The sequence below is a fragment of the Frondihabitans peucedani genome (assembly GCF_039537585.1).
In the GTDB taxonomy this organism is placed as follows: domain Bacteria; phylum Actinomycetota; class Actinomycetes; order Actinomycetales; family Microbacteriaceae; genus Frondihabitans; species Frondihabitans peucedani.
The window spans coordinates 92,783-113,500 of record NZ_BAABAU010000004.1; the positions used below are offsets into that span (position 1 = coordinate 92,783).

Genomic DNA, 20,718 nt, shown 5'->3' on the forward strand with positions numbered 1-20,718 from the left:
AGCCCGCTGCCGCCCCGCCCTCGCCATACTGGGGCGATGGATCTCACCCGCGAGCAGCTCGCCACCTCGATCGCCGACGCCGCCCGGAGCACCTGGCGCGAGCTCTGCGCCGACCGGCCCGGCACCGCGTTCGCCGGCTTCGCCCTGTACTCCGACGAGTCGGCGATGACACTGCTCTGCTCGGCGAACACGCCGGAGAACCTCGAGCGGCTCGACGAGGACGACGCGGAGGTGGCCGACGTCGTGCGCTGGACCCCTGCCGAATGGGACCTCGAAGACATCGGCTCGTGGTTCTTCGACGACATCAACGAGGCTCTCCTCGAGTCGTTCCGCGCCGAGGAGCCCGCCGAAGACCGGGCCGTCGTCTTCGACGCCGCGGTCGATGCGCTCGAGCGGCTCCGCGAGGAGGGCGAGTTCCAGTCGCACCCGGAGGTCGTCGTGATGTTCCGCCTCAGCGACGACGAGCACGACGAGCGCGACGCCGAGTGGATGGGCCGGTTGAACCCCGCCGACATCGTCGAGGCGTACGAGGAGTGGCTCGAGGCGTAGGGCTGCCGCTGCGCGGCGGGCCGGCTGCCGCTGCGCGGGCGGCTGGCTGCACGCCCGCCGCGAACACGGCGAGAGTCGGCGTCGATGTCGCACCCCAGGCGTAGCGTGGCACCGGTGAACCGCCCAACAGAAGCAACCGTCGGCGAGCTCCGCGCTGCGGGGCACGTCCAGAAGACGCTGCGCCAAGAGATCCGCGACAACCTCCTCACCGCCCTCCGCGAGGGCCGCGACCCGTGGCCCGGCCTCCACGGCTTCGAGACCACCGTCATCCCCCAGCTCGAGCGCGCCCTCATCGCCGGCCACGACATCGTCCTGCTGGGCGAGCGCGGCCAGGGCAAGACCCGCCTGCTCCGCACCCTCTCCGGCCTGCTCGACGAGTGGTCTCCCGTCATCGAGGGGTCCGAGCTCGGCGAGCACCCGTACGAGCCGATCACCAGCGAGAGCCGTCGCCTCGCGGCCGAGCAGGGCGACATCCTGCCGGTATCCTGGCGCCACCGCGACGAGCGCTACGTCGAGAAGCTGGCCACGCCCGACACGAGCGTCGCCGACCTCATCGGCGACGTCGACCCGATGAAGGTCGCCGAGGGCCGCAGCCTGGGCGACCCCGAGACCATCCACTTCGGCCTGATCCCCCGCAGCCACCGCGGCATCGTCGCGATCAACGAGCTGCCCGACCTCGCCGAGCGCATCCAGGTCGCGATGCTCAACGTGATGGAGGAGCGCGACATCCAGATCCGCGGGTACGTCCTGCGGCTGCCGCTCGACGTGCTGGTCGTGGCCTCGGCGAACCCGGAAGACTATACGAACCGCGGCCGCATCATCACGCCGCTGAAAGACCGCTTCGGCGCCGAGATCCGCACGCACTACCCGACCGAGCTGGCCGACGAGATCGCCGTGATCCGCCAGGAGGCGGAGCTGGTCGCGGAGGTCCCCGACCACCTGATCGAGATCCTGGCGCGCTTCACCCGCGGGCTCCGCGAGTCGAGCGCGGTCGACCAGCGCTCGGGCGTCAGTGCCCGCTTCGCGATCGCCGGAGCCGAGACCATCGCGGCGGCGGCCATCCACCGCGCCACCCGGCAGGGCGAGGAGCAGGCAGTCGCCCGCCCCATCGACCTCGAGACGGCGGTCGACGTGCTCGGCGGCAAGATCGAGTTCGAGTCGGGCGAGGAGGACCGCGCCGACGACATCCTCGACCACCTCCTCCGGACCGCGACCGCCGAGACCGTGCGCGCGCACTTCCGGGGCATCGACTTCGGCATCCTGGTCGACGCTCTCGAGGGCGGCGTGATGGTGACCACCGGCGAGCAGGTGACCGCCCGCGACTTCCTCGCCGGGCTCCCGTCGCTCGGCGAGTCCGAGCTGTACGACGAGGTCTGCGAGCGGCTGGGCGCGACGAGCGACGGCGAGCGCGCCGGCGCCGTCGAGCTCGCTCTCGAGGGCCTCTACCTCGCACGGCGTCTGAGCAAGGAGTCCGGCGGCGGGCAGGCCATCTATGGCTAGATCGAACCGCCGCCTGACGCGCGACTCGCGCTACGGCAGGTACACCGGAGGCCCCGATCCCCTGGCGCCGCCCGTCGACGTGCGGGAGGCCATGGACGCCATCGGCCAGGACGTCATGGCCGGCTACTCCCCCGAGCGCGCGCTGCGGGAGTTCCTGCGGCGCGGCGGCCGCGATCAGAACGGCCTCGACGACCTCGCCCGGCGCGTCGCCGAGAAGCGCCGCGAACTGGCGCAGAAGCACAACCTCGACGGCACTCTCAACGAGATCCGCGAGCTGCTCGACCACGCCGTCCTCGAGGAGCGCAAGCAGCTCGCCCGCGACGCGCTGATGGACGACGGCGACCGCGCCCTCGCCGAGATGCAGCTCGACAGCCTGCCGCCGAGCCCCGCCGCGGCCGTGAACGAGCTCTCCGACTACGCCTGGCAGAGCCCCGCCGCGAAGGCCGACTTCGAGAAGATCAAAGACCTGCTCGGCCGCGAGATGCTCGACCAGCGGTTCGCCGGCATGAAGAACGCGCTCGAGAACGCGTCCGATGCCGACCGGGAGGCGATCGACGCGATGCTCGGCGACCTCAACGAGCTCCTCGAGGCCCACCGTGCCGGGACCGACTCGGCGGAGGACTTCGACGACTTCATGGAGAAGCACGGCGACTTCTTCCCCGAAGGACCCCAGAACATCGACGAACTGCTCGACGCTCTGGCGGCGCGAGCCGCTGCGGCCCAGCGGATGCGCAACTCGATGACGCAGGAGCAGCGCGACGAACTCGACGCACTCGCCCAGCAGGCCTTCGGCTCCCCCGCCCTGATGGACTCCCTTGCGCAGCTCGACGAGAACCTCCAGGCCCTCCGGCCCGGGGAGGATTGGGGAGGCTCGGAGTCGATGGACGGCGAGCAGGGCCTCGGCCTCGGCGACGGGACCGGCGTCTTCCAAGACATCGCCGACCTCGACGCCCTCGCCGAGCAGCTCGCCCAGTCGCACAACGGCAGCCAGCTCGACGACCTCGACCTCGAGAAGCTCACGAAGCAGCTCGGCGGCGAGGCCGCCGTCGATGCCCGGACCCTGCAGCAGCTCGAGAAGGCGCTGCGCGACTCCGGCACGATGAAGCGCGGCAGCGACGGCAGCCTCAAGCTCACGCCGAAGGCCATGCGCGAGCTCGGCAAGGCCCTCCTCCGCGACGTCGCGTCGTCGCTGTCCGGCCGTCAGGGCAACCGCGACATCCGTCAGGCCGGCGCCGCGGGCGAGCGCTCCGGGGCGACCCGCGAGTGGGCGTTCGGCGACACCGAGCCGTGGGACGTCACCCGCACCATCACGAACGCCATCACCCGCACCGCCGCCGGCCGCACGTCGGGTGGCGGCTCGGGCGCCGGTGTCCGCATCGAGATCGGCGACGTCGAGGTCCAGGAGACGGAGGCTCGCACCCAGGCCTGTGTCGCCCTCCTCGTCGACACGTCGTTCTCGATGGCGATGGAGAACCGCTGGGTGCCGATGAAGCGCACCGCCCTCGCGCTGCACACTCTCATCACGAGCCGGTTCCGGGGCGACGAGCTCCAGCTCATCGGCTTCGGCCGGCACGCTGAGGTCATGGACATCGAGCAGCTCGTCGGCCTCGACGCGCAGTGGGACAAGGGCACGAACCTCCACCACGCGCTCCTGCTCGCGAACCGCCACTTCCGGAAGCACCCCAACATGCAGCCGGTCCTGCTCATCGTCACCGACGGCGAGCCCACGTCCCACCTCGAGCCGGGCGGCGACGTGTACTTCAACTACCCGCCCGACCCGCTGACCGTCGCCTACGCCGTGCGCGAGCTCGACAACTCGAGGCGGCTGGGAGCCCACACGACGCTCTTCCGCCTCGGCGACGATCCTGGCCTCGCGCGCTTCATCGACGCGATGGCGAGGCGGGTGGACGGCACCGTCGTGGCACCGGAGGCCGACGACCTCGGCGCTGCCGTGGTCGGGTCGTACCTCGGTTCGCGGCAGGCCGGCGGTGGAGGCTTCGGTGCTGGCGGTTTCGGCGGCTTCGACTCCGGCGGCTTCTCGGCCGGCGGCGACTTCGACGGCATGTTCGGTCGCGGCTGGTACTAGCGCGGCCGCGCCGTCGGCCCCTCACGCCTGCCGCTAAACCCTCGCGATCGGCCGCCGCGGTGGTCCTAGGACCACCGCACCAGCCGATCGCGAGGGTTTTGTGGCGATCTCGGGTCCCCGGCAACCGCCCCTAGAAGATCGGCCAGGGCACCGCGGGCATCTGCCCGCGCGGGGCCGGGAACCGCCGCTTCGCGAGCAGCCGGTCGCAGCGCGCAGCGAACGCCCCGAGCTCGCCCTCGCTCAGGAGCTCGCCGAGCGCCTCGCCGAGCGACCCGTCGAGCTCAGCGCGAACCCGCGCGACACCGGCGACCTCGTCGTCGTTGAGCTCATCGCCGATCCAGCCCCAGAGCACGGTGCGGAGCTTGTGCTCGACGTGAAACGTCAGGCCGTGGTCGACGCCGTGCCGGTGGCCGCCCGGCATGGCCAGGATGTGGGCACCCTTCCGGTCGGCGTTGTTCACGACGACGTCGAAGACGGCCATGCGTCGGAGCGCCGCGGAGTCCTCGTGGATGAGTGTCACGGGCCGGTCGTACTCGTCCTCGCCGTCGAACACGGTGCGGAAGCCCTCGTCCGGCACCTCGTCTGCGGGGACCAGGTCGACGGGATCCTGCTCGGGGTCGAGCTCTCGGAAGAGCTGCACCATGCCGATGCCGAGCGGTCCGTCGCGGAGCCAGGTGCGAGGGACGACATCCCAGCCGAAGGCCTCCGACACGAGGTACGCCGCGGCCTCGCGGAGTGACAGGTCGCCGCCGGGGAAGTCCCAGAGCGGCTTCTCGCCGGCGCTCGGCTTGTACACGACCACCGCGTCGCCGATGGTGCCGAGGAACGTCGCGTTGGAGGCCGTCGTGATCCTGCCCGTGATCTCGAGCGGCGCATTCTCGAGGGCCTCGGCGTCAGGGACGACCTCGGGAGGCATCAGAGGTCGTCGGGCTGCGAGTGGACGTGGCCCTCAGGATCGATGGGCGAACCGCACACGGGGCAGATCGGCCGGCCCGCCCCGACCACCTCGAGGGTCCGCTTCGCGAACGCCCGGGCGGTGCCGACGGGGATCCTGACCAGCATCACCTCCGGCGGCTCGACCTCGATGGCCTCGTCGCTGCCGAAGAACTCCTCGGCGTCGGCCTCGTCGACCTCGATGATCGGGTACGCCTCGATGACGACCTGAGCTGTGGTCGGATCCCAGCCGAGGCTGAGGGCGCCGGTGCGGAACTCGGGCTCGACGGGCTGCTCCAGCGGGTCGTTGTCGACGAGCTCGACCGGAGTCGCCGAGGGCACGCTGATCGGGTTGCCCTCCTGCGACATGAGCTGGTCGAGGATCTCCTCGATCTTCTCGGCGAGGAGGGCCGACTGCTCCTTCTCGAGCGCGACGCTCACGAGCCGCGAACCGGCTCGCGCCTGGAGGTAGAAGGAGCGCTGGCCGGGCTGGCCGACGGTGCCGACGACGACTCGATCCGGCCAGTCGAAGCCGTGGACGATGGTGGGCATGCGCTTATCCTACGAGCGCGCCGTCGAGGGCGTCTCAGGGTTCCCGGCGCCTCCGCCGACCGGGGCGTCGGCAGCGGGAGGAGCGGCCGCCAGCCACGAGAGATCGCCCGAGTCGGTGTTGGTGGAGACGACGTCGGGCCGCTGAGCGCCGTAGTGCACGATCGACACCGACGCGGGTCCGACGCTGATGCGCTGGAACAGGTCGAGGTGCATCCCGTACGCGTCGGCGAGCACCGACTTGATGATGTCGCCGTGGCTGACCGCGACCCAGACGGCGCGAGGACCGTGCTCGGCCTCGAACGCAGCGTCGAGCCGACGGATGGCCGCCACCGACCGCGCCTGCATCGCCTGCAGCGACTCGCCCCCGGGGAAGACCGCCGCCGACGGCTGGTTCTGCACGACCTTCCAGAGGTCCTCTTTAGCGAGCTCGCTCAGCTTGCGGCCCTGCCAGTCGCCGTAGTCGCACTCGGTGATGGCGCGCTCGATGGGCGTCGACGGCTCGGAGGCCTGAAGGCGCAGGATCGCCCTCGCCGTCTGCCGGCAGCGCTCCAGCGGGCTCGAGACCACCCCGACCAGAGGCACCGCGGCGAGCCGCTCGGCGGTGCGCTGCGCCTGCGCACGCCCGACCTCGTCGAGCCGCACCCCCGGCGTCCTGCCTGCCAGGGTGCCGGAGGCATTGGCGGTGGTGCGGCCGTGTCGGACGAGGAGGACTGTGGCCATGCACCCAGCCTACGTCGGCACCGGGTTGGTGCCGGTCGGTCGGTCGGGCGCTCGGTCGGTGTCGCTAGGCCGCCGGGACCTCGCGCACCAGCGCGACCGCCTGCGACGTCGTCCAGGTCGGCTGGCCGTCGAAGGCCGCCGCGCGCTCGGGGGAGGCCAGGTAGTCGGCCTCGACGGCGCGGAACGCGTCGGCGTCGCCCGGGAGGCTCACGGCCCAGACGAACTCGGACGTCTCGGGCAGCGCGTACGAGAACTCGATGTCGAAGCCGTACGCCCGGCGCGCCGGGACCAGGCGCGACCGCCACCACGCGGTGAAGTCGTCGAGCAGGCCGTCGACGAGCACGTAGCGGCGGAGCTGGACGGTGCGGCCGGTGCCGCTCGGGGTCGCGCCCTCGGCGCTCGTGGTGCTCATGCGGAGGGCGTGGGATTCGAACCCACGAAGGTTTTACCCTCACTTGTTTTCAAGACAAGCTCCATCGGCCGCTCGGACAGCCCTCCCGGCGTGCAGCCCCGTGCAGGATCGCAGCCGGTGCGAGTCTATCCGACAGGGTGCCCGGGGATCCTGCGGCCCTGCGTCGAGGTCGAGTGCTGCAGGATCAGAGCGTCGCCAGCACCGCCGCGAGGCCGTCGTCGACGTCGGCGCCGGTGACCTCGGAGGCGACCGCGAGCACGTCGTCGGGCGCCTGGCCCATGGCGACACCTCGACCCGAGCGAGCAGCCCAGGTCAGCATGTCGATGTCGTTGCGGCCGTCGCCGACCGCCATCACCCGGTCGGCCGGGATGTCGAGGAGCGAGCGGACCCGCTCCATCGCGGTCGCCTTCGTGACACCGAAGGGGGCGATGTCGAGCCAGGCGGTCCAGCCGACGTTGTACGAGACCTTGTGGAGGCCCATGCTCTCGACGATCTCGAGGAACTCCTCGAGGCTGTGGCTGGGCGACAGCACGACGACGCGCGTCGCCGAGATCGTCAGCAGCTCGTCGAAGTCCACCTCACGACTGGTGTCGGTGATGCTCGCCTGGGGGAAGTCGCCCTTGTAGAACATGTTGCCGTGGGCGTCCTCGACCGCGTAGCCGGCACCCTCGAGCTTGTCGCTGATGGTCGTCAGGACGTCGCGCGGGTCGAACTCCTCGATGTACACGGGAGAGTAACCGGTGTTGTCGGTGTCGTCTCGGCCCAGGGTGATCGCACCGTTCGAGCAGACGACGTAGTCGGAGTGCAGGTCGAGCCGCTCGAGCACCGGCAGTGTCATGTCGACCGACCGGCCCGTCGCGATCATGACCTGGTGGCCCTGGTCGCGGAGGCGCTGGATCTCGCCCCGGACGGCGTCGCTGATGGAGCCGCCCTCGGTCATGATCGTGCCGTCGACGTCGAGCGCGACGAGCCAGGTGTCGCCGGGTGCCACGCGCGCGGGAGCGGTGGTCTCGCTGGGGGTGCTCACGCGACCGGCTCCAGCACTTCGAGACCGCCGAGGTAGGGGCGGAGGGCCGTCGGCACGACCACCGACCCGTCGGCCTGCTGGTGCGTCTCGAGGATCGCGACGATCCAGCGCGTGGTGGCGAGCGTGCCGTTGAGCGTCGAGACGGGAGCCGTCTTGCCGCTCTCGGTGCGGTACCGGATGTCGAGGCGCCGGGCCTGGAACGTGGTGCAGTTCGAGGTCGACGTCAGCTCGCGGTAGGTGCCCTGCGTCGGCACCCACGCCTCGATGTCGAACTTGCGCGCGGCGCTCGACCCGAGGTCGCCCGCCGCCACGTCGATGACGCGGTAGCTCAGCTCGCACGCCTGGAGCATCTGCTCCTGGAACGACACGAGCCGCTCGTGCTCCGCCTCGGCCTCGTCGGGGTGCACGTAGGTGAACATCTCGAGCTTGTTGAACTGGTGGACCCGCAGGATCCCGCGGTTGTCCTTCCCGGCAGCACCGGCCTCGCGCCGGTAGCAGGTCGACCAGCCCGCGTACCTGATCGGCCCCGAGGACACGTCGAGGATCTCGTCGGCGTGGTACCCGGCGAGCGCGACCTCGCTCGTGCCGGTGAGGTAGAGGTCGTCGGCCGGGAGGTAGTAGACCTCGTCGGCGTGCGAGCCGAGGAACCCAGTGCCGGCCATGACCTCGGGCCGCACCAGGGTGGGGGTAATGAGCGGAGTGAAGTCTTCGGCGATGGCCTTGTCGAGGGCCATGTGCATGAGGCCCAGCTCGAGGCGCGCACCGACGCCGCGGAGGAAGTAGAAGCGCGAGCCCGACACCTTGGTGCCGCGCTTGATGTCGATCGCGCCGAGCTTCTCGCCGAGGTCGGCGTGATCCTGCGGCTCGAAGTCGAACGTCTTCGGCTCGCCGTGCGTGCGCAGCGTCGCGAAGTTCTCTTCACCGCCGGCGGGGACGCCCTCGAGGACGGGGTTCGCGATGGCTCGGATCGCGGCGTCGAAGGCCTCGTCGGCCGCGGTCGACACCGCGCTCGCCTCTTTGACGCGGCCCGCGAGGAGCTGGGCCTCGGCGACGAGCTGCTTCTTCTCGTCTTTGGGCGCCTTCGCGACCGTCTTGCCGAAGGCGTTCTGCTCGGCACGGAGGTCTTCGAAGGCGGCGATCGCGCGTCGCCGCTCGATGTCGGCGGCGACGGCCGCGTCGACCACGTCGGTGGACTCACCCCGCGCCAGCTGACTCTGCTTGAGGAGGTCGGGGGCGTCGCGGAGGAGCTGGGGATCGATCACGGGTCCATCCTAAGGAATCGCCGTCGCGCTCGTCGGGCTCGAGCAGCACCTGTGGAGAAGCAGAGGCGCAGCAGCAGGGCACCTGTGGAGAGCGGCAGAGGCAGCCGCTCGTAACACGACCGGCACACGACGGCACTTCCTGTCGAATACGGTTGGGCCATGAACTCCCCCTCCTCGTCCGCCGGCCCCGCGAGCCCGGCTGCGGCCCGAGCCGAGGCGGAGACGGCCCGGAAGACGGCCGCGGTCGTGTACAACCCGATCAAGGTCTCGCTCGCCGACATCGAGAAGTCGGTCAAGCGACACCAGAAGACAGCGGGCTGGAACGAGACCCTCTACTACGCCACCTCGGTCGAGGACCCGGGCGGAGGCGTCACGGCGCAGGCCCTCGCCGCCGGAGCCGACGTGGTCGTCGCGGCCGGCGGCGACGGCACGGTCAGGAGCGTGGCCGAGGCCCTTCGCGGCACGGACGCCGCCCTCGGCCTCCTCCCGTCGGGCACCGGCAACCTGCTGGCGCGCAACCTGAAGCTGAGCCTCGACCACCTCGACACGGCCATCTCGACGGTGTTCCACGGCGTCGACCGCCCGATCGACGTGGGCGTCGTCGACATCGAGAACGCCGACGGGTCGCGCGACCGCCGCGTCTTCGTCGTCATGGCCGGTCTCGGGCTCGACGCGAAGATGCTCGCCAACACGAACGACAAGCTGAAGAAGCGCGTGGGCTGGCTCGCCTACGTCGACGCGATCATCCGCTCGCTCCGCGACGACAACCGGATGACGATCCGCTACGACCTCGACGGCACCGGCCGCAAGACCATGCGGACGAACACGATCATCCTGGGCAACTGCGGCCTCCTGCCCGGCAACCTGATGCTGCTGCCCGACGCCGCGATCGACGACGGCATCTTCGACATCGTGGCGCTCCGGCCGGAGCACAGGATCGACTGGATCGGCATCTGGCTCAAGATCGTGTGGGAGAACGGGGTGCTGCGCAGGAGCCGCACCGGCCGCAAGATCATGGAGCACACGCCCGAGATCAAGACGGTCCGCTACATGAAGGGCGCGCAGCTCGTGGTGCGCCTCGACTCGCCGCAGGACTTCGAGCTCGACGGCGACTCGCACGGCCTCGCGGTCGCGATCAAGGCCTGGGTCGACCCGCTGGCACTCCGGGTGCGGGTCCCGGCCTAGGCCGCCGCCTACTGCGGCTCGCCCGCCACCAGGCCGCGGAGCCAGTCGCGCGCCTCGACGAAGGCCGCGTTGTCGTAGCGCGGAGTGACGGTGACCTCCTGCCGGTCGGCCCGCGGGTACGACCCGAGGAAGATCACGTTCGGGCTGAAGCGCTTGAGCCCGAGGAGGGCGTCGGCGACCCTCTCGTCGAGGATGTGCCCGTCGAGGTCGATGACGAAGCGGTACCGGCCGAGGGCGTCGCCGATGGGCCGCGACTGCAGCAGGCTCATGTTGATGCCGCGCGTCGCGAACTGCTCGAGCATGTCGAGGAGCCCGCCGGCCCGGTCGTCGGGCAGCTCGGCGATGATCGACGTCTTGTCGGAGCCCGTGGCCGGCGGCACGGCCGAGGCCCGCCCGACGAGCACGAACCGGGTGACCGCGTTGGGGTTGTCGCCCACGCCGCGGGCGAGGACCTCGAGCGGGTAGTGCTCGGTGATGCCGGGCGGCGCGATGGCGGCGTCGGCGAGCACCCCGACGACGTCGTCGCCGTCGGAGGGCGGGAGGAGCGCCGCGGCCGCTGCGACGTTCGACGTCGCCGGCAGGTGGCCGTGGGCGGGGAGCGTGCGGTCGAGCCACAGCCGCGACTGGGCGTAGGCGACCGGATGCGCGTTCACCACCCGCACGTCGTCGAGCGTCTTGCCCGGCCGGGCGACGAGGTCGAACGTCACGGGCACCAGGTACTCGCCCAGGATCCGGAGCCCGGGCACCTTCGCGAGGGCGTCCTGAGTGGCGCTGACCCCGCCGTCGATGCTGTTCTCGATGGCGATCATCGCCGCGACGCTCCGGCCTGCGACGACGTCGGCCAGAGCCTCGCCCACGTTGTTGACGCTGCGCCACGACCTGCCCTGGGCCTCGGGCACCTGCTTGAGGGCGGCCTCGGTGAAGGTGCCCGCGGGGCCGAGGTAGCTGTAGGTCGTCGCGGGGTCGCTCACGCGGGGGTCGCTCACGTCGTGGTCGGCCGAGTGGTCGGCCGAGTGGTCGGCCGAGTGGTCGGCCGAGTGGTGGTCTGGCATGGATCAGAGCCTAGGGCAGGATCGCGACGGGTCGACGGCGCCGGGAACGCCTGTGGACAACTCGGCGGAGGCCCTCGTCCAGTGCCACTATGAGACGCATGACCGATCGTGCCGGCACCTACGCCCAAGACTCCGACCTCATCGACCCGGAGGCGGTGACCGCTGCCTACTACGACCTGGTCCCCGATGTCGCCGACCCCTCGCAGAAGGTCGTCTTCGGCACCTCGGGCCACCGGGGCTCGTCGCTCGACGCCGCGTTCAACGAGGCGCACATCGCTGCGATCACGCAGGCGATCGTGGAGTACCGCACCGGTCAGGGCATCACCGGGCCGCTGTTCATCGGGCGCGACACCCACGTGCTGTCGGCTCCGGCCGAGCGCACGGCGCTCGAAGTCCTGGCCGGCAACGGGGTGACGGTGCTCGCCGACGCCGAGGGCGGCTACGTGCCGACGCCCGTGGTGAGTCACGCGATCCTGGTCTACAACAACGACCCCTCCCACGACGACCAGGCCGACGGGATCGTGGTGACGCCGAGCCACAACCCGCCCCGCGACGGCGGCTTCAAGTACAACCCGCCGCACGGCGGCCCCGCCGACAGCGACGCCACCTCGTGGATCGCGAACCGCGCCAACGAGATCATCGCGGCCGGCAGCGGCGACGTGCGGCGCGGCGAGGCCGCCCCCGGCAGGCACGACTTCCTCCGCGGCTACGTCGACGACCTGGCGAACGTCATCGACTTCGACGCGGTCAAGAAGGCCGGCGTGCGTATCGGCGCCGACCCCCTCGGCGGCGCGAGCGTCGAGTACTGGGCCGCGATCCGCGACACCTACGGTCTCGACCTGACGGTCCTGAACCCCGAGGTCGACCCGACCTGGCGTTTCATGACTCTCGACTGGGACGAGAAGATCCGCATGGACCCGTCGAGCGCGTCGGTCATGGCGAGCGTCGTCTCCCGGAAGGACGAGTTCGACATCGTCACCGGCAACGACGCCGACGCCGACCGCCACGGCATCGTGACGCCCGACGGCGGGCTGATGAACCCCAACCACTACCTCGCGGTCGCGATCGACTACCTGTACGCGCACCGCCCCGACTGGCGGCCCGACGCGGCGATCGGCAAGACGCTCGTGTCGTCGTCGATCATCGACCGCGTCGCCGACGACCTCGGCCGCCGGCTGTGGGAGGTGCCGGTCGGGTTCAAGTGGTTCGTCCCGGGCCTGGTCGACGGGAGCGTCGCCTTCGGCGGGGAGGAGAGCGCCGGTGCGTCGTTCCTCCGCCGCGACGGCTCGGTCTGGACCACCGACAAAGACGGCATCATCCTCGCCCTCCTGGCCAGCGAGATCCTGGCTGTCACGGGCAAGTCGCCCTCCGCGCTCTACCGCGGACTCACCGAGAGGTTCGGCGACCCGGTCTACCAGCGCGTCGACGCGGCAGCCTCGAAGGAGCAGAAGGCTCGCCTCGGCAAGCTCAGCGGCGACGACATCACCGCGACCGAGCTGGCCGGCGACCCGATCGTCGCAAAGCTCAGCGAGGCGCCGGGCAACGGCGCAGCCGTGGGCGGCGTCAAGGTGGTCACCGAGAAGGCCTGGTTCGCAGCCCGGCCGTCCGGCACCGAAGACGTCTACAAGATCTACGCCGAGTCGTTCGAGGGCCCGGAGCACCTGAAGCGGGTGCAGGAGGAGGCGAAGACGATCGTCGACGCCGCGCTCGGGGCCTGACGAGCAGCGCCGGCCCGGGCCTGACCCGGGTCGGCCCCGCGCGGCCCGGCCCCCCGCCCGGCCCGGCCACGCGCCCGGCCCGGCGCCGCGCCAGGCCAGCGCGACGACCTACTTGCCGGTGACCTTGCCCGGGTTGAAGTTGCGCTTCGGGTCGGCGGAGTCGAGGAGCCCCTGCATGAGGGCGAGGCCCGGCAGCGAGACATCCTGCCCGAGCCACGGTGCGTGCTCGAGACCGACCCCGTGGTGGTGCGAGACGGTCCCGCCCTCCTGGATGAACGCATCCTGGATGGCCTTCTTCACCACGTCGTACTGCTCGAGGGCGTTGTCGCCGTGCTCGAACGCGAAGGTGAAGTAGAGGCAGGCGCCCGAGTGGTACGAGTGCGACAGGTGCGCCATGATCAGGCCCTGCACGCCGACCTTCTCGAAGGCGCGGTTGGCCGCGGCGTAGACCTCGGTGTAGAGCGGCAGCAGCTTCGACCAGGGCGCGGACGTCTCCGAGACGTCGGCCGCGCCGCCGTGGTCGAGGAAGAAGTCGCGAAGGTAGGGCGTGTCGAATTTCTTCTGGTCGTAGAGAACACCCGGACCCTTGCCGACGCCGATCCCGCCGTGCTTCTTGACGATCTTGGCGACGAGCTTCTGGTTGATGGAGACGTGCTCCTCGGAGCCCTCGTAGCCGATGAACGACAGGCACATCTTGGTGAGGTCCCAGCCCTTCACCTTCAGGAAGCGCTGGAGCCCCTGCATGACGAGCGCCGAGACGCCCTTGCTCTCCTTCGACGTCGCGAACGACATCTCGGTCTCGATCTCGTTCGAGACGCGCGTCACCGAGGGGTTGGCGTCGCTCTCCGCGATCGCCTGCATGGCGGCGAGGCCGGCCTCCCAGGTGGGGAAGAGGTAGGCGAGGATCTCGCGCTGCTCGGGGATCCGGTGCACCTGCACGGTGACCTCGGTGATGACGCCGAGGCGGCCCTCGGAGCCGAGGATCATCTCGCGGAGCGACGGTCCGGTCGAGGCCGACGGCACGGCGCGGATGACGACGACGCCGTCGGGGCGCACCATCCGGAGGCCCTTGGTCATATCGGCGATGTCGCCGAACTTGTCGGACTGCATGCCCGACGAGCGGGTGGCGACCCAGCCGCCGAGAGTGGAGTGCGTGAAGCTGTCGGGGAAGTGCCCCATGGTCCAGCCCTTGGCGTTGAGCTGCTCCTCGATGTCAGGACCCTGCGCACCGGCCTGGATCCGGGCGACGCGGCCGTCCTCGTCGATGTCGAGCACGCGGTCGAGGCGGCCCATGTCGAGCGAGACGACCATGCGCTCCTCGTCGGGCATGGGCTCGAGCGAGCCGACGATGTTGCTGCCGCCGCCGAACGGGATCAGCACGAGGTCGTACTCGACGGCGGCCGCGACGATCTTGGCGACCTCGGACTCGGTGGCCGGGTAGACGACGGCGTCGGGCACGCGCGGGAAGATGTTGCCGCGGATGCGGATGAGGTCGCGGATGCTCTTGCCGTAGGTGTGCACGACCCGCTCGAGGTCGCCGGTGACGACGTTGCCCTCGCCGACGACGAGCGACAGCGACGACGCGACCTCGGAGCTGAGGCGCGAGGCCGGGATGTCGAGCTCGTCGAAGGCGGGTGCGGCGGTGATCGCGTCGGATCCGAGGTCGACGCCGACCATCTTCTTCACGAACGGTGCGAACGCGGGCTTGTCCTCGTGGTGGAAGGCCGTGCCCTCGACACCCCAGCCCCACCACTTCATGTGCTTGACGTCGGGACCGTCGACCGCCCCTGCGGTCGTCTTCGGCTTCAGATCGGTCACGGGCGGGCTCCTTCGGATGGTGCGGACGTCCCCAGGATATCCGCGGAGTACTGGGACTTCAGGTGCAGTATCTCGTCGCGGAGACGGTTCGAGAACGCGATGGCGGTCTCTCCCGTCGCGGGTCGCATGGGGGTCCCGAAGGCGACGCCGACGGGCAGCCGCCCGGGCCTCGGCCAGTGCGAGCCCCGCGGGTGCGCGATATTCGCACCGATCAGGGCGAGCGGGACGATGGGGACGTCGCAGGCGGCGGCGAGGCGGGCGGCACCGGGCTTGAACGGGCCCATCTCGCCGTCCTTCGAGCGCGTGCCCTCCGGGAAGACCAGGACCGGGAACCCCCGGGTGAGGAGCGACGCGGCGCTGACCGCGGACTCCGACGCGCGCGAGGCGGGCCTCTTCTTGGAGCCGCGCTTGCCGCCCCGCTGGATCGGGAACGCGTTGAAGAACAGCGACGTCAGCCCGCGGCGCCACCAGACGTCGAAGAAGTAGTCGGCCGCCGCCCCGGTCGCGAGGTAGCGCGACAGCTTGCGGGGCAGCGCGCCGACGATGAGCGGTGCGTCGAGGTGGCTCGAGTGGTTCGCGACGAGCACGAACCCGCCGTCGAGCCCGGTGAGCTTCTCACGACCGAGCACGGTCACGTCGGTGATCGACCAGATGGTGGGCTTCATGACCCAGCGCTGGGCGACGAAGCGGGCCATCGCGTGGACGCGCGAGTTGAAGCGGTCCGAGACGTCGACGGCGGTGTCGCCGAGGCGTGCGCGGACGTCCTCCGCGGTGTCGGTGACCCGGCCCGCGACCGCGGCGAGGCGCGGGTGGACCGGAGTCGCAGGATCCTGCGCGCCCTCGGCCTCGATCGGCACGCGCCCGACCGGCTCGCTGTCCGCCCCCGGCTCCGAGGTCTCGTTCTTCGGCGGTTCGCTCTGCCGATCGTCCACGATCATGCCTCCACCGGTTTCTTCCTGCTTGACGAGATGGCGCCGGAGACGCCTCTCACGGCGCTCTTGGGTGCGTGACGCAGCAACCCGACGAGCATTTTGTACCGAACCGTTGGAATGGAGATCACTCTGCCCTTGTCGACGTCGCGCAGGCACGCGGACACCAGTTGTTCGGCGTCGAGCCAGAGGGAGTTTGGGATGCTCGAGGTCGTGATGGCGGCGCGCTCGTGAAACTCGGTGCGGACCCAGCCGGGCAGGACCGCCGTGACGGTGACGCCGGTGCCCTTCAGCTCGACTGCGAGGCCCTCCGAGAAGGAGGTCACCCACGCCTTGATCGCCGAGTAGGCGCCCATGGCGAGCAGGCCCGCGGTGGACGAGACGTTGATGATCCGGCCGTAGCCGCGGTCGCGCATCGCCCGGGCGGCAGCGCCGGAGAGAACCAGCACGGCGCGCACCATGACGTCGAAGCCGAGGTCGAGCTCGTCCTGTCGACCGGAGGTCAGCGGCACGTGCATGCCGAAACCGGCATTGTTCACCAGGAGGTCGACGGGCCGGTCGGGATCTTCGAGGCGAGCGGCGACGCGGTCGACGGCGTCGCGGTCCGAGAGGTCGGCGGAGAGGACCTCGACCGATCGACCGAGGGCGCGGAGCTCGCCCGCCGTGGCGTCGAGTCGGGCCTCGTCTCGGGCGACGAGAACGAGGTCGTATCCACGTTGTGCGAGCTGGCGGGCGAATTCGGCACCGATGCCGGATGTGCCCCCGGTCACGAGCGCTACAGCCATGCCGCTTACGATACGGTCTTCACGGGCAACTTCGTGCATCGATCACCGCTGACGCCCGCTCCGGAGGCAGACGTTCCATGACCACCCGTCACGACGATCCGCGGAACGAGGGCCCCTTCGACATCCGCGCGTTCACGCGGACGGCGCAGGGCAGCTTCCGCGCCGAGCTCGACCTGACGTCGTTCGCAGACGCTCCGCTCGACACGGCCACCCTCGATCTGGTCCGGTACCTCGAGCGGCTCGAGGCCGCCACGATGGAGCACCTCCGCAACCTGCTGGTCACCGCGACGCACAAAGACGCGCGGGTCACGGCGTTCCTCGTCACCTGGGCCTTCGAGAAGTTCTGGATCGCCGACGCCCTCGACAGCGTGCTCGAGGCCCACGGTCTCCCCCGCACCCGCGAGATCCCCGAGGGCGCGCCCCGGAAGAGCGCCGACGAGGCGATCCAGCGGAGCGGCCCCATCCGCCGGGCCGTGGCCGCCGTCGGACTCGGTGCCCCGATCGTGGCCATCCACATGACGGCCGGGCTCATCGACGAGTGGATACTCCGAGCGGCATACGACCGGCTGCGCGAGACGACCTCGTCCGAGGCGCTCCGGGCGGCGATCCTGCGGATCCAGTCCGTCAAGACCCGCCACGAGGCCTTCTTCGCCGACGAGACCGATTGGAGGCTCCGCGACTCCCCGCGGGCCGTGCGACAGGTCAAGACGGCCCTCCGCACCGCCGCCTGGCCGATCGGAGGCGTCGAGCGCGCCGCCGTCGACCGCGACCTCTTCGAGCGCTTCACCTTCGGGGGCGTCGACGGGGTCGCCCGTGCCGAAGAGATCGGGCGCAGGATCGCGGGTCTCCCGGGGCTCGACGACCGCGTGGCCCAGGCCACCGTCCGGAAGCTCCTCCCGTGACGCCCCGGGAGCTCGCCGCGTGACGGCGACCCGCGACGCCGGAGCACCAGACGAAGACACGCCCCCGACCGGGCAGGAAGGACGAACCGTGGCCGAATCAGGCGACATCACCATCGACCTCGGAACGCAGCACGTCCTCCTGACGGGCGGCACCGGGTTCGTCGGGCAGGCGATCCTCGAGCGGCTCCTCGCCGACCACCCCGAGACGACCGTCTCGCTGCTCATCCGCGTCAAGAGCGGCACCAGCGGCGTCGACCGCCTGCGCCACCTCCTGCGGAAGCCCGTCTTCAAGTCGTGGCGCGACCGCGTCGGTGCCGAGGCCGTCGAGCACGCTCTGACGACGCGGCTCCGCGTGCTGGAGGGCGGCCTCGACAGCGTCCCCCCTCTGCCCGACGACCTCGACCTCGTGATCCACTCCGCCTCCAGCGTCTCGTTCGACCCGCCGATCGACCAGGCCTTCGAGACGAACGTCGGCGGCGCCGTCGGACTCTACGAGGCCCTCCTCGCGACCGGCACCTCGCCCCACGTCGTCCACGTCTCGACGGCGTACGTCGGAGGGCTGCGCAAGGGCGTGTTCCCCGAGGCCGGCCTCACGCACGACGTCGACTGGCGTGCCGAGTTCGAGGCGGCGCGGGCCGCCCGCTCGCGCGTCGAGCTCGCGTCGCGCCAGCCCGAGGTGCTCCGCCGCTTCATGGCCGACGCCCGCGGGAAGCACGGCAAGGAGGGGCCGCTCGCGGTCTCGCGCGAGGCCGAGGCGGCTCGCGCCGAGTGGGTCAAGGCCAAGCTGGTCGACCACGGCAGGATGCGGGCAGAGAGCCTCGGCTGGACCGACGTCTACACGCTGACCAAGGCGTTCGCCGAGCGTGCCGCCGAGCAGATGTGGGCCGCAGCCGGACACCGTCTCTCGTTCGTGCGCCCCGCGATCGTCGAGAGCGCTCTCCGGCACCCCTATCCCGGCTGGATCGACGGCTTCAAGGTCGCCGACCCGCTGATCATGGCCTACGGCCGCGGGATGCTGCCCGAGTTCCCCGGCGTCCCGGACAGCGTGCTGGACGTGATCCCGGTCGACTACGTCGTGAACGTCATCCTGGTGGTGTCCGCGAACCCCGCCGGGGCCGGCGACGCCCAGTACTTCCACATCAGCTCGGGAGCGAGCAACCCGCTCCCGATCCACCGCATGTTCTCGAACCTCAGCATGTTCTTCACGGCGAACCCGCTGCCGACGCCCGACAGCGGCTCGATCGAGGCGCCGGTGTGGCGGTTCCCGGGCGGACGCAAGGTCGAACGGGCCGTGCGGCTCCAGGGGCGGCTGAACGACGCCCGCGAGCGCGTCTTCATCCGCATGCCCTCCACCGACCGGACCCGTCGGGCCCTCGCCCAGGTCGACCAGCGCCGGAGCGACCTCGAGTCGCTCCAGAGCCTCACCGACCTCTACCGCCACTACATCCAGTCCGAGATCATCTTCGACGACCGCCGGACCAAGGCGCTCCAGAAGGCCCTGGCCGACAGTCAGCCTGCCGACGTCGTCGCCGACATCGGCTTCGACGTGGCCGACATCCAGTGGGAGGACTACTTCCAGGGCATCCACTTCCCCGCCGTGACGACGATGACCCGGGCGTTCAGCGTCCGACCGGCGTCGTCGGCCCGCAAGGAGGAGGCTCTGCCGCAGCGCAGCGACGTCGTGGCCGTCTTCGACCTCGAGGGCACGGTCGTCGACTCGAACATCGTCGAGCAGTACCTCTGGGTGCGCGGCGAGGGCTTCGGCAAGGCCAGCTGGCCCGGCGAGGTCGCGAGCCTCCTCGCCTCCCTCCCCGGCTACCTCCGCGCCGAGCAGCGCGACCGTGGCGAGTTCATCCGCGCGTTCCTCCGCCGCTACGAGGGCATGCCCGTGAAGAGGCTCGAGGAGGTCGTCTCGGGCGGCTTCGCGCAGACGATGCTGCGGCACACGATGCCCGAGGCGCTCGAGCGCCTGGCCGCCCATCGCGCAGCCGGCCATCGCACGATCCTGGTCACCGGATCGATCGGCGCACTCGCCGCACCCCTCGCCGACCTGTTCGACGAGGTCGTCGCCGGGACGATGCATGCCCGAGACGGCATCTTCACCGGATACCTCGCGAGACCCCCGCTGGTCGACGAGGCGAGGGCCGCGTGGCTGGTCCAGTACGCCGAGCGGAACGGCTTCGACCTGGCGGCCTCCTATGGATACGGTGACAGCCATTCCGACCTCGTGTGGCTCGAATTGCTGGGAAATCCAAGCGCAGTGAACCCCGACGCCAATCTGTCGCGGGAGGCGCTCCGAAGAAAGTGGAGGATCCGCGATTGGAAGCGCGGGCCTTTGCAGCTAACCTCGTCCTATGTCGCAGGGGCCGCCCGCACCGACGACTAGTCCAACCCGAAGGGAGTGGAAGAGGACATATTCCTCTTCCGACATGCAATGGCATTCGATATCGACAAGTACGCCGCGACCTCTGAGCGCCTCGGCTGGGACGACCTCGATCTCGATCACTTCCGCGAGAACCCCCTCTCGCCCGAGACGCTGCGCACGCTCCGCTACATGGCCGACGTCGAGTACCACACGGTCTGCTACACCCGCGACCTGCTGACCACCCCCTCCCACAAGGAGGGCGAGATCTCGACCTTCATGACCATGTGGAACCGCGAGGAGTTCTGGCACGGCGAGGCCCTCGGAGCCGTCCTCGAGGTGCACGGCATCACGGTCGACTACGACGCCCTCCGCGCCTCGCGCCTCAAGCTCGGCTGGCGCGACCGCCTCGACCCGATCAAGCAGTCCATGCTGGGCAAGATCGTCGGCAGCGACTTCGTCGCCGTCCACATGTCGTGGGGCGCCGCCAACGAGTGGTCGGCCGTCAGCGCGTACAAGCGCATGGCCGAGCTCGAGACCGACCCGGTGCTCGGCGAGCTCCTCCGCAGGATCGCGAAGCAGGAGACCCGCCACGTCGCCTTCTACGTGTCGCAGGCCCGCGCCCGCCTCGAGAAGAGCAAGCGCGCCCAGAAGCTCACCCGTCTGCTCCTGTCGAAGTTCTGGGCCCCCGTCGGTTCCAGCATCATGGACCGCGACGACGTCCAGTTCGTCTTCGGCCAGATCATGTCGGGCGTCGACGGCCGCCGTGAGATGCGCAAGCTCGACAACAACATCGCGAGCCTCCCCGGCATGAAGGGCCTCACCATCTTCGAGAAGGCCCTCGACGGCCTCGGGGTCGCGGCCTGACACAGCCCCTCTGCGGGCTGACGCAGGCTCTCACGCGGGCTGGCACAGGCTCTCTCCGG

The 20,718-nt window shown here is 70.6% G+C and carries 18 protein-coding genes and 1 tRNA gene; 8 read left to right on the plus strand and 11 right to left on the minus strand.

The genetic code is table 11. The features are described 5' to 3' along the window. The first annotated feature begins 36 nt into the window (after window positions 1–36). The 3 genes from ABD733_RS13820 (at window position 37) to ABD733_RS13830 (ending at window position 4,135) form a co-directional block, all read left to right on the plus strand. Window positions 37–549 carry a DUF4303 domain-containing protein gene (locus tag ABD733_RS13820; protein ID WP_344797204.1) on the plus strand — a complete coding sequence of 171 codons (513 nt, stop codon included), beginning with the start codon at window positions 37–39 and terminating at the stop codon, window positions 547–549. Between the two features lie 84 nt (window positions 550–633). Beyond that, on the plus strand, window positions 634–2,049 hold the full coding sequence (locus ABD733_RS13825; protein WP_344797206.1) for a P-loop NTPase family protein: 1,416 nt from the start codon (window positions 634–636) through the stop codon (window positions 2,047–2,049). Beyond that, the gene (locus tag ABD733_RS13830) at window positions 2,042–4,135 is read left to right on the plus strand and encodes a vWA domain-containing protein (RefSeq protein WP_344797208.1); all 2,094 of its coding nucleotides are present in this window, start codon (window positions 2,042–2,044) and stop codon (window positions 4,133–4,135) included. The genes ABD733_RS13825 and ABD733_RS13830 overlap by 8 nt, the downstream gene beginning before the upstream one ends. Window positions 4,136–4,265: 130 nt before the next feature. Here the strand turns inward: ABD733_RS13830 and ABD733_RS13835 are convergent, their stop codons facing one another. The 7 genes from ABD733_RS13835 to serS all read right to left on the minus strand — a co-directional run bounded on the left by ABD733_RS13835 (window position 4,266) and on the right by serS (window position 9,041). Continuing rightward, on the minus strand, window positions 4,266–5,051 hold the full coding sequence (locus ABD733_RS13835; protein WP_344797210.1) for an SCO1664 family protein: 786 nt from the start codon (window positions 5,049–5,051) through the stop codon (window positions 4,266–4,268). Continuing rightward, entirely contained in the window at window positions 5,051–5,620 is a 570-nt protein-coding gene (locus tag ABD733_RS13840) for a DUF3090 domain-containing protein (protein WP_344797212.1), read from the minus strand. The genes ABD733_RS13835 and ABD733_RS13840 overlap by 1 nt, the downstream gene beginning before the upstream one ends. A gap of 9 nt (window positions 5,621–5,629) precedes the next feature. Beyond that, window positions 5,630–6,340 carry a histidine phosphatase family protein gene (locus tag ABD733_RS13845; RefSeq protein WP_344797214.1) on the minus strand — a complete coding sequence of 237 codons (711 nt, stop codon included), beginning with the start codon at window positions 6,338–6,340 and terminating at the stop codon, window positions 5,630–5,632. A 64-nt stretch (window positions 6,341–6,404) separates the two neighbouring features. Next, window positions 6,405–6,752, minus strand: coding sequence for a hypothetical protein (locus tag ABD733_RS13850; protein WP_344797216.1), 348 nt, complete (start codon window positions 6,750–6,752; stop codon window positions 6,405–6,407). Between the two features lies 1 nt (window position 6,753). Beyond that, a tRNA-Ser gene (locus tag ABD733_RS13855) sits at window positions 6,754–6,838 on the minus strand. A gap of 98 nt (window positions 6,839–6,936) precedes the next feature. Continuing rightward, window positions 6,937–7,779: an HAD family hydrolase gene (locus ABD733_RS13860; protein ID WP_344797218.1), complete on the minus strand. Its 843-nt coding sequence runs from the start codon at window positions 7,777–7,779 to the stop codon at window positions 6,937–6,939. Next, window positions 7,776–9,041: a serine--tRNA ligase gene (gene serS / locus ABD733_RS13865; RefSeq protein ID WP_344797220.1), complete on the minus strand. Its 1,266-nt coding sequence runs from the start codon at window positions 9,039–9,041 to the stop codon at window positions 7,776–7,778. Before serS ends, ABD733_RS13860 begins: the two co-directional genes overlap by 4 nt. A 159-nt stretch (window positions 9,042–9,200) precedes the next feature. Here serS and ABD733_RS13870 point away from each other — a divergent pair, with 159 nt between their 5' ends. After that, window positions 9,201–10,226 carry a diacylglycerol/lipid kinase family protein gene (locus tag ABD733_RS13870; protein ID WP_344797222.1) on the plus strand — a complete coding sequence of 342 codons (1,026 nt, stop codon included), beginning with the start codon at window positions 9,201–9,203 and terminating at the stop codon, window positions 10,224–10,226. 8 nt (window positions 10,227–10,234) lie between these two features. On the opposite strand, the gene pheA is transcribed toward ABD733_RS13870, so the two are convergent. After that, window positions 10,235–11,278: a prephenate dehydratase gene (pheA, locus tag ABD733_RS13875; protein WP_344797224.1), complete on the minus strand. Its 1,044-nt coding sequence runs from the start codon at window positions 11,276–11,278 to the stop codon at window positions 10,235–10,237. Between the two features lie 98 nt (window positions 11,279–11,376). On the opposite strand from pheA, the gene pgm reads away from it, so the two are divergent. Next, a complete protein-coding gene (gene pgm, locus ABD733_RS13880; RefSeq protein ID WP_344797226.1) occupies window positions 11,377–12,996 on the plus strand; it encodes a phosphoglucomutase (alpha-D-glucose-1,6-bisphosphate-dependent) in 1,620 nt (539 codons plus the stop codon). Window positions 12,997–13,104: 108 nt separating this feature from the next. Here the strand turns inward: pgm and ABD733_RS13885 are convergent, their stop codons facing one another. From ABD733_RS13885 to ABD733_RS13895, 3 genes are read right to left on the minus strand one after another with little or no spacing between them, the layout of a single operon-like run. After that, on the minus strand, window positions 13,105–14,814 hold the full coding sequence (locus ABD733_RS13885; protein WP_344797229.1) for an FAD-binding oxidoreductase: 1,710 nt from the start codon (window positions 14,812–14,814) through the stop codon (window positions 13,105–13,107). Continuing rightward, window positions 14,811–15,752, minus strand: coding sequence for a lysophospholipid acyltransferase family protein (locus ABD733_RS13890; protein ID WP_344797231.1), 942 nt, complete (start codon window positions 15,750–15,752; stop codon window positions 14,811–14,813). Before ABD733_RS13890 ends, ABD733_RS13885 begins: the two co-directional genes overlap by 4 nt. Next, the gene (locus tag ABD733_RS13895; RefSeq protein WP_344797233.1) at window positions 15,749–16,528 is read right to left on the minus strand and encodes an SDR family NAD(P)-dependent oxidoreductase; all 780 of its coding nucleotides are present in this window, start codon (window positions 16,526–16,528) and stop codon (window positions 15,749–15,751) included. The genes ABD733_RS13890 and ABD733_RS13895 overlap by 4 nt, the downstream gene beginning before the upstream one ends. A 77-nt stretch (window positions 16,529–16,605) precedes the next feature. Between ABD733_RS13895 and ABD733_RS13900 the strand changes: the two genes are divergently transcribed. The 3 genes from ABD733_RS13900 (at window position 16,606) to ABD733_RS13910 (ending at window position 20,659) form a co-directional block, all read left to right on the plus strand. Continuing rightward, window positions 16,606–17,430 (plus strand): hypothetical protein, encoded by an 825-nt coding sequence (locus tag ABD733_RS13900; protein ID WP_344797235.1) that lies wholly within the window; start codon window positions 16,606–16,608, stop codon window positions 17,428–17,430. 88 nt (window positions 17,431–17,518) lie between these two features. After that, complete coding sequence (locus ABD733_RS13905) at window positions 17,519–19,816, plus strand: SDR family oxidoreductase (RefSeq protein WP_344797237.1); 2,298 nt, start codon at window positions 17,519–17,521, stop codon at window positions 19,814–19,816. Window positions 19,817–19,864: 48 nt separating this feature from the next. Next, window positions 19,865–20,659, plus strand: a complete 795-nt coding sequence (locus ABD733_RS13910) for a ferritin family protein (RefSeq protein ID WP_344797239.1) — start codon at window positions 19,865–19,867, stop codon at window positions 20,657–20,659. Window positions 20,660–20,718 lie beyond the last annotated feature (59 nt).